Below are 7,258 nucleotides of genomic sequence, written 5' to 3'. Positions count from 1 at the left end.
ATTCAGACTGATGTTCAGTTCGAGTCTCAAGAAACTTAGAGGAGTACTACTGTGAAATCATTCTTTTCTTCTCGCATCTCAAAAGTGAACGCATTGATGACTCTTTGTGCGTTGGGTGTAACTACATTTAGTTCTCCAACAATGGCGGCTCCTCAAGAAGCTTGTGTAAAAACATCTACTGGAGAGATTGTGTGTGGACAACTTGTGTCTAAGCCTGTGAATGCAAGCGGTATTCAGGTTGTAGAAGCTACATACGGTGGAAATTGCCGTGTAACACGTGGCAATGTAACTAATCAGATTGCATCAGCATGTAACGGAAACAATTCATGTAATTACACAGTAGACTACACAGTTATTGGCGATCCAGCATCTGGTTGTGCCAAAGACTATTCCGTTCAATGGAAGTGTGGAGGGAATCGGAAAACGTATTCGGCTTTCGCAACTCCCGAAGCTGGGTATCAGAAGATCGTCCAATTGGTCTGTCCATAATTAGCGAGATCGCTCATCACCAAAAGTATCTAAACTTCTGCCTTTGACTACTGGGTTAAAATGGAAGGGCAAAGTTACAACACAAAGCGATCCTATGGCAGTCCGCCAACGACGTTATAGCAAAGAAGAGTTAGCCCGACGTGGGCAAGAACTCTATGAGTCAGGGATTCGGCAGCAAGTCGAAGCCGGAAATGATGGCAAAATTGTAGCGATCGATATCGAAACTGGAGATTTTGAGGTCGATGAAACTGTCATGGGTGCAACCGATCGGCTATTTGAACGCCAGCCGGATGCTCAACCTTGGACGCTACGAATCGGACACAGTGCTGTCTATCATTTTGGAGCGAGGAGTCTGAAAAAGGATTAATGATTCACGGAGTTGTTAACTTTCGGTATGAACTAACGCTTCCCATTGTTGTCGGGAACTCGAATGGGCAACGAGAGTTCGTCAATACCGTAATTGATACCGGATTTGATGGATTCTTGTCTTTGCCATCTGAAATAATCGTTCGTCTTGGATTGCCTTGGAGAACTTCCAACGTAGCGACCTTGGGGGATGGCAGCAAAACACTGTTTGACTTTTACGCCGGAACCGTCATCTGGGATGGTCAGTATCGCTCGATCGATATTGCTGAATCAGAGACGGAACCCCTGCTAGGATTGGCAATACTTCGCGGATATCGATTGCAGGTCGATAATGTTGAGGGAGGTATCGTCAAAATTGAAGCAATATGATTTCGTGTCGAACCCCCTCTTTCGGAGCGATCGATTAGAAAATCCGAACGTTATTCGATCCTGACGATCGAGAATCGAAAAAAATCGGCACAACTCATCTTTTGACGAGTTGTGCCGATCGTGTGAGTGGAATTAGATAAACGCAAAGTTAGATGCGGTCAGAGTCGTAGTATCGACACCAGTTAAAGTAGCGATCGTGTTACCACCGATCGCGATATTATTACCAGTCCGAGTCAAGTCGGTAAATTTAACTCCGCCAGTAATGCCTAATACATCAGTGCCGATTTGGAAATCCACGATCGTATTCGCACTTGCAGGAGCTTCACCGTTATAGATCCAGAATTGGTCGGCACCTGCACCACCAGAGAGGATATTTCCGCCACCAGCACCGACGAATAACTTATCGTTGCCATCGCCACCTAAAGCGCGACCATTGGTACCGAGAAATAGGGTATCGTTGCCAGCACCAGCAGAGATCCGGTAGCCAGTAGCATCGGTAGCATCGAGGATATCGTCACCAATACTACCAAAAGCGCGATCGTTATTGCCAACAAAGATCTCGTCATTACCGCTACCAGTATCGATCCGGTTATTACGAGCATTGGCACCTGCGCTCGATACATCTACGCTATCGTTACCAGAACCAGTAAATACGATGTCATTAATCCCGTCGAATCCGGTTACTCCGGCAACTAAATTGTCAGCACCAGTAGTACCAGAGACTAAGTTAGCGGCTTGAGCCAGAGCTTGGGGTCTAGCGATCGGATTGCGGGGATTGTAGCTGGTAGTATCGATCGTCAGGGGCGTGGGGAAGGTATTAGCGATATTTTCAAATGGTACGAATTTGAAGTTGGTGCTGATATTCTCACCATCGACGATTTTGGCAGGGTCGTTGTTACCATCTTGGGTGATGAATATGCCGTTGGGGAAGTTGGCACCGAGAGGGACGTTGATGACTTCTGCGCCGTCAGATTCTTGGACGCTATCGATCGAGCCGTTATTGCCAATGCCAAATCGTCCGATAAAGTTATTGCTACCTTCGCGAGTGTAGGCGGCAAAGGTATTATCGCCTTGACTGGAGGCGAGTAAATAACCCGTGCCATTTTTACCGTAGTAAATAGTCAAACCTTCGACATCATTAGTGAGGTTTTTACCGCCTTCGGCTTTGACTTTATCGATGAGGATGCCTGTCGAGCGACCATTCGGTTCGGCATCAAATTTCCAGATCCCAACATCTTCTTGACCGATGTATAGTTGTCCGGTTTCTTGGTCGGCAACGATGCCTTCGGTTTGCGGGGTTGCACCAGCGGTGGAAGAGGACGGAACCGTGAAGTTGCGAACTAGTTCGTAACCGATTTTGCCGTTACCTTTATCGACCAATTTGAGTTGAGCGACATCGCCAGTTTGACGGCGAGTGGTGAAGGCGTAGTAGTCGTTGCTGACGGGGCTGCGGTAGAGTGCCAAGCCATAAGCACTGGTTGATGATGCCGAGAAGGGCGCGGTAAATGGTGCGCTTTGGAAGATCGTCGCTGCACTGGTGTCGGTAATATTTTCGAGATAATTACCACCCGTACCCGCTGGATTAATCTTGAAGATTGCTAGTTTATCGTTATTGCGATCGCTAGCGACGGCGATATCGATTTTTTGACCGCCTAATGTGAATCCATATTGCAGATCGACATTGTTGTAACGAATGTCAGGATTGCTAGGATTGATGGTTTGAATCAGATTGCCGGATAGGTCATACACCCGCAAACCGCCATTTTTAACGCTGGTAACGACCAAGCTTTTCGCCGAGTCGGTGGCATTGACATACACCGCCGGATCGTCAGCATCCGCCCGCTGACTGAAGGGTAGCGAACCATCGTCTAGGAGCGCGGGACGAGTTTCAACAGTTGGGGTGGCAGTTGGTACCAAGTCGGCACCCAAGGTAATAATCTGGGTGAACTGGGTCGGACTGAAGTTATTATCGCTGACTAACACGATCGATTGGCGACCGTCAGCGAGTTTGGGGCCAAACGTTAAACCTTCGATGTTATCGGTACCCGTGGGCAGTTTCAGATCGTCTAAGTTCGACACCAACCGTTTTTGGACGGGTTGGAGAGCGGCTAATTGAGCTGGAGTGAGACTTGCCAAACTATCGATCGAACTAATATCCGTCGCGCCTTGCAAGGATACCTCGTAAATCTTAATCGTATTGCCAGTACCAGGGACACCTGTAGAGAACGAGCGTTCTAGAGCCAAGAAGGTGCCGCGATCGTCGATCGCCAGTAGATCGACCAAACCATTGGTAGCAAAGGCATTTGCGGGAATCGGTGCCAGGGCGACTCGATCGGTTTGATAGATGTATTCTTTTTCGGGTTGACCCGTAACCAAGTTGTACTGGACGATCCGCGAATTAGTACCCGTAGTCGGCGTAGCCACCGTGCCATCCTGAAATAAGGAATTTTCGGTAGCTGTATACAACGTTTTTTTGTCGGGTGAGATGGTTAGACTCTCAAACGCAGCATTATTCCGAATTCCGGCGGTTTGGGTATCGGGTGCATCGACGATGCCATTCCCGTTGGTATCGGTGACTTTGGGCAAGAATTTAGTCGATACGGGGAGCGATCGAATTTCTTGTCCGGTTGTCAGGGAAAACTCCTTGATAAATGGGTTGGAAACGCGCCCAGCGGCTTGGTTCGCCTCACCTTCAGAGGAAATAAATACGGTGCCATTCTGAGTGAGGGCGATGCCTTCAGGATCGAGACTATTGAGCGCGAAAGGTTTACCGCTGGCATCCTTGAGTTGGACGACATTGGTAAAAGTTACGTCGCCATTAACCGGATTGAGGGTAAAAGTATAGAACCGTGCATCCGAAGATCGATCGTCAGAAATCGCATAATACTGATTTTTCGCAGCATCGTAAGTTACGCCCGACAAGCCACCCAGCGGCACATCCACGCCATTGATTTTCCCCGCCGCACCAGCCGGAATCGTTCCAGTGGCGAATGTCTTTTGTCCGACAAAACCCGAACTCGCAACCGATCTACCGCTCGGAGTGACACCAGCTTGGACATCCACAAATACCAACCGATGATCCGAAGTCGCGAAGCCACCAGGTAAAGCCGGATTAAATACGCCCACAGGCGCAAACGTCGGATCGGTATTTAACGGCCAAAATACGCCACTATTATTAATTCTCAGATCGGCTGAAGGCAGTACATAATCCGTCCGCAAGTTACCAGGATTGGTACCGCTATCGGCAAAATCCGCCGTATCGAACGCCGGATTTCCAGTTTGGGTGTTATTAATTAAGCCCTGAAGTGTCGCTTGTTGTGGCCCACCCGCACTAGTCGGAATCGAATTGGTATTGATATTGGGGTTGCCTAACAACTGATTGATGGCATTTTTATAACTATCGCCATCGCGCGGATCGGCATTTTGGTCGCCCATAATCACGAAACTCGAACCGCCAGCAATACCGCCTCTACCACCCTTATCATCGTAGATATAGCTACCTTGTCCCGGAGAAACATAATCCGCCCAAAAGCGAATTTCATCGGAATTTCGCTTTCCATTCCGGTCTTCCGCGCCATCGAAAACAGGCGGTGTGGGGTGGCTGACGAGGGCGTGGACGATTTCGCCATTAACTTTAATCGGTACATCCCAATGGCTCTTGGAAGATAACCGCAATTTCTCAATTTCTGCCGCCGAGTAGAAACCATTCAGGTTTTCATTAACGGTTGTCGCTGGATTATCTACCGTCGGATCGTTAGTGAGTAAATTTCCTGGCATATCTTTCCAGAGAAAATTCTGAAAAGTCCGCACATTTGCCGTGTCGATTTCGTATTTCGATAACACCACCATCCCAAATTGACCTGGGAAGTTACCGAACCCAAACGAGTCGTCACCGTAACCAGCATCGCCGATGCCATCGGTCAGCGTCGTAACGGTACTGCCATTATTATTCAGATCGAAACCCGATGGAATCCCAGTATTGCTGGGCGCGATATAAAAATATTTATAATCTACCGGACTAGCACCATTTTGTCCGACTTTGAGGAAGTTATTAATAAATAGTTCGACAGCTTTACTCGGATTTGCTGCATTAAAATCGAACTCATTAATCAACAATACGTCGGGATTATTGCGTTGAATGATTTCGGCAGCGTTTTTGGCCTGCTGCACCCGCAATGCCTGGTTGCGATTGGGATTGTCAGCCGCGCCGATCGCTCTAGTGTCGGAAATTACTGGGTTGGACAGATCGTTAATCAGTTGACCGTCAGCGTTACGGTTTAGAGACGCATTAAACTGAGCGAAGCGAATATTCGTGCCACTAACTGTACTCATATTTTATTGTCAGGATGAGGAACTTAAATAAATGCCGATTCGGTAGAGCGATCCCGCTATTGTTGTGAATATCGATCGGTTAAACACTTAGTAAACTGTATAATCGCGAACGAATGCTGTATAAAAACGATCGCGTTTGTTGAAGATGTATGACAGGCGTTAGCTTTTGAGTTTCTTTTAACTATTACTTAATCTGTCGATAATCTTTTTGCCCTGAAGTGTGATTAGCCACCAATAATGTAAGTAACTATTCTAAAATAGCCACTAACTTTGTAAGTAAGCTCAAACAGACTCTACATAATAGTTTGAGGGTTTACTACAAACATACCAAATTTGTCGCCTAATTTCGTTATTTTTCACTAGGAATCGTGTAATACAAACTCTGAATTTTATCTAAATTGTTAGCAACCCAGCCAAATTAATCAAGCTAAAAGTAGTGTTTGTGATATAATAGATTTATGCAAATACACAAAAGCGCGGCTCAACCTCGAAAGCTGGAACCGCGCTCTGTGGCTAAATTCAACTAGTAAATCTAACATGTCTATTATACACATACCAGACGATATCAAGAAAGAGTTTAAGCTGACTTCGGAAGGTCAATCTTCTATTACTATTCGCGGGGCTGCGAGAGCATTAGGGATCTCGGATTCAGCATTAAGATCTAACCTCAAGTTCAAGGGTGCGAACTTCTCACCTTCTAAAATGGCTGAAATGCTTATTGATAGAGGTTTTAAGGGTGCGAACTTCTCCAATTATTCTCAGGTTGGAATCCCCGATCTTGCGTTTGCGGTAATAGTTGAATATTATGCGTTCTACGCTGAAGAAAATTGTACCGAGCAGGCGAAAGCAGTACTTTCGTCTTTTGTGGCGATCGGAATCCGAGCTTGGATTCAGCATGAGTTAGGCTATCAAAAGCCAAAACCCAAGCAAGAGTACTCCGATCTGCTTGAAAGCCTCTCTTTCGAGCAGCTAAAACTATTGCAAAATTGTTCGATGATGCACCCAGAAGATGAGTGGGAGCTAATAGAAGAAACCTTGACAGGCTTTGTGCCTCCTCATTTCTGGACATTAATACATTGCGATGCCAAGCATTTCGAGTGGTTGATTGAGCGTAAATTACGAGAATATAGCTTACGATCGGCAAAAATCGCTAAGAATGTTTGTTTTGGAAGTTTGGTTAAAGCTGAAAATCCTTTTTTGCTGCTTGATTTTGTTCAGGCTTACCCCGCAGCACAAGATATTAGCACTGAAGAAAAATACATTTTCTTTTCGGATAAAGCACAAGAAGATGCGATCGATAAACTTGAAGAATCTAATCGTATCTTAGAAAATCCAAACGCGATCGCCTACATGGAACAGCTTCAGGCTCTTGTCAACAAGGAAAAACTGCGGATTGACGCAATTGAGCTAGAAGGAAAAAATGATTTGTTTCTCGACGATACCGATGAGCAAAACTAACATCTAACCCCCAAACAAAAGCCAGCTCTAGAACATCTAGAGCTGGCTTTTGCTATTCGCACCGATCGATCTAAATTGCATTCAACCACTCGATTAGCGTCGAGTCATCGATCGCGGGTGAACTCCAGACAGCACTAATACCCATCGGCTGGGGACAATTGCCCACGTAGGGCTTGCTGAAAAAGTAGGAGAATAGTCTTTCAAAAATTGATTGGTAATGAAAAAAGTCGGAGTAATTAGTTTT

At 46.1% G+C, this 7,258-nt stretch carries 5 protein-coding genes; 4 read left to right on the top strand and 1 reads right to left on the bottom strand.

Annotated features, from left to right (window positions below; translation table 11 throughout):
* The first annotated feature begins 51 nt into the window (after positions 1-51).
* The 3 genes from C7B77_RS29345 to C7B77_RS19375 all read left to right on the top strand — a co-directional run bounded on the left by C7B77_RS29345 (position 52) and on the right by C7B77_RS19375 (position 1,224).
* Positions 52-489 carry a hypothetical protein gene (locus tag C7B77_RS29345; RefSeq protein WP_146138406.1) on the top strand — a complete coding sequence of 146 codons (438 nt, stop codon included), beginning with the start codon at positions 52-54 and terminating at the stop codon, positions 487-489.
* A gap of 94 nt (positions 490-583) precedes the next feature.
* The gene (locus C7B77_RS19380; RefSeq protein WP_106308544.1) at positions 584-856 is read left to right on the top strand and encodes a hypothetical protein; all 273 of its coding nucleotides are present in this window, start codon (positions 584-586) and stop codon (positions 854-856) included.
* Positions 856-1,224: a clan AA aspartic protease gene (locus C7B77_RS19375; RefSeq protein WP_106308541.1), complete on the top strand. Its 369-nt coding sequence runs from the start codon at positions 856-858 to the stop codon at positions 1,222-1,224. The genes C7B77_RS19380 and C7B77_RS19375 overlap by 1 nt, the downstream gene beginning before the upstream one ends.
* A 132-nt stretch (positions 1,225-1,356) precedes the next feature.
* Here the strand turns inward: C7B77_RS19375 and C7B77_RS19370 are convergent, their stop codons facing one another.
* Positions 1,357-5,556, bottom strand: coding sequence for a phytase (locus tag C7B77_RS19370; protein WP_106308538.1), 4,200 nt, complete (start codon positions 5,554-5,556; stop codon positions 1,357-1,359).
* Between the two features lie 537 nt (positions 5,557-6,093).
* On the opposite strand from C7B77_RS19370, the gene C7B77_RS19365 reads away from it, so the two are divergent.
* Complete coding sequence (locus C7B77_RS19365) at positions 6,094-7,014, top strand: hypothetical protein (protein WP_106308535.1); 921 nt, start codon at positions 6,094-6,096, stop codon at positions 7,012-7,014.
* Positions 7,015-7,258 lie beyond the last annotated feature (244 nt).

It is taken from the genome of Chamaesiphon polymorphus CCALA 037 (genome assembly GCF_003003845.1).
Classification (GTDB): Bacteria; Cyanobacteriota; Cyanobacteriia; order Cyanobacteriales; family Chamaesiphonaceae; genus Chamaesiphon; species Chamaesiphon polymorphus.
Note: the sequence above shows the minus strand (reverse complement) of the source record. Positions and strands in the feature narration are given on the sequence as shown.

Excerpts from the sequence above, each read along its gene's own strand:
- C7B77_RS19375 (WP_106308541.1), top strand. The coding sequence starts at position 856 with ATGATTCACGGAGTTGTTAACTTTCGGTATGAACTAACGCTTCCCATT.
- C7B77_RS19370 (WP_106308538.1), bottom strand. The coding sequence starts at position 5,556 with ATGAGTACAGTTAGTGGCACGAATATTCGCTTCGCTCAGTTTAATGCG.
- C7B77_RS19365 (WP_106308535.1), top strand. The coding sequence starts at position 6,094 with ATGTCTATTATACACATACCAGACGATATCAAGAAAGAGTTTAAGCTG.
- C7B77_RS19380 (WP_106308544.1), top strand. The coding sequence starts at position 584 with ATGGCAGTCCGCCAACGACGTTATAGCAAAGAAGAGTTAGCCCGACGT.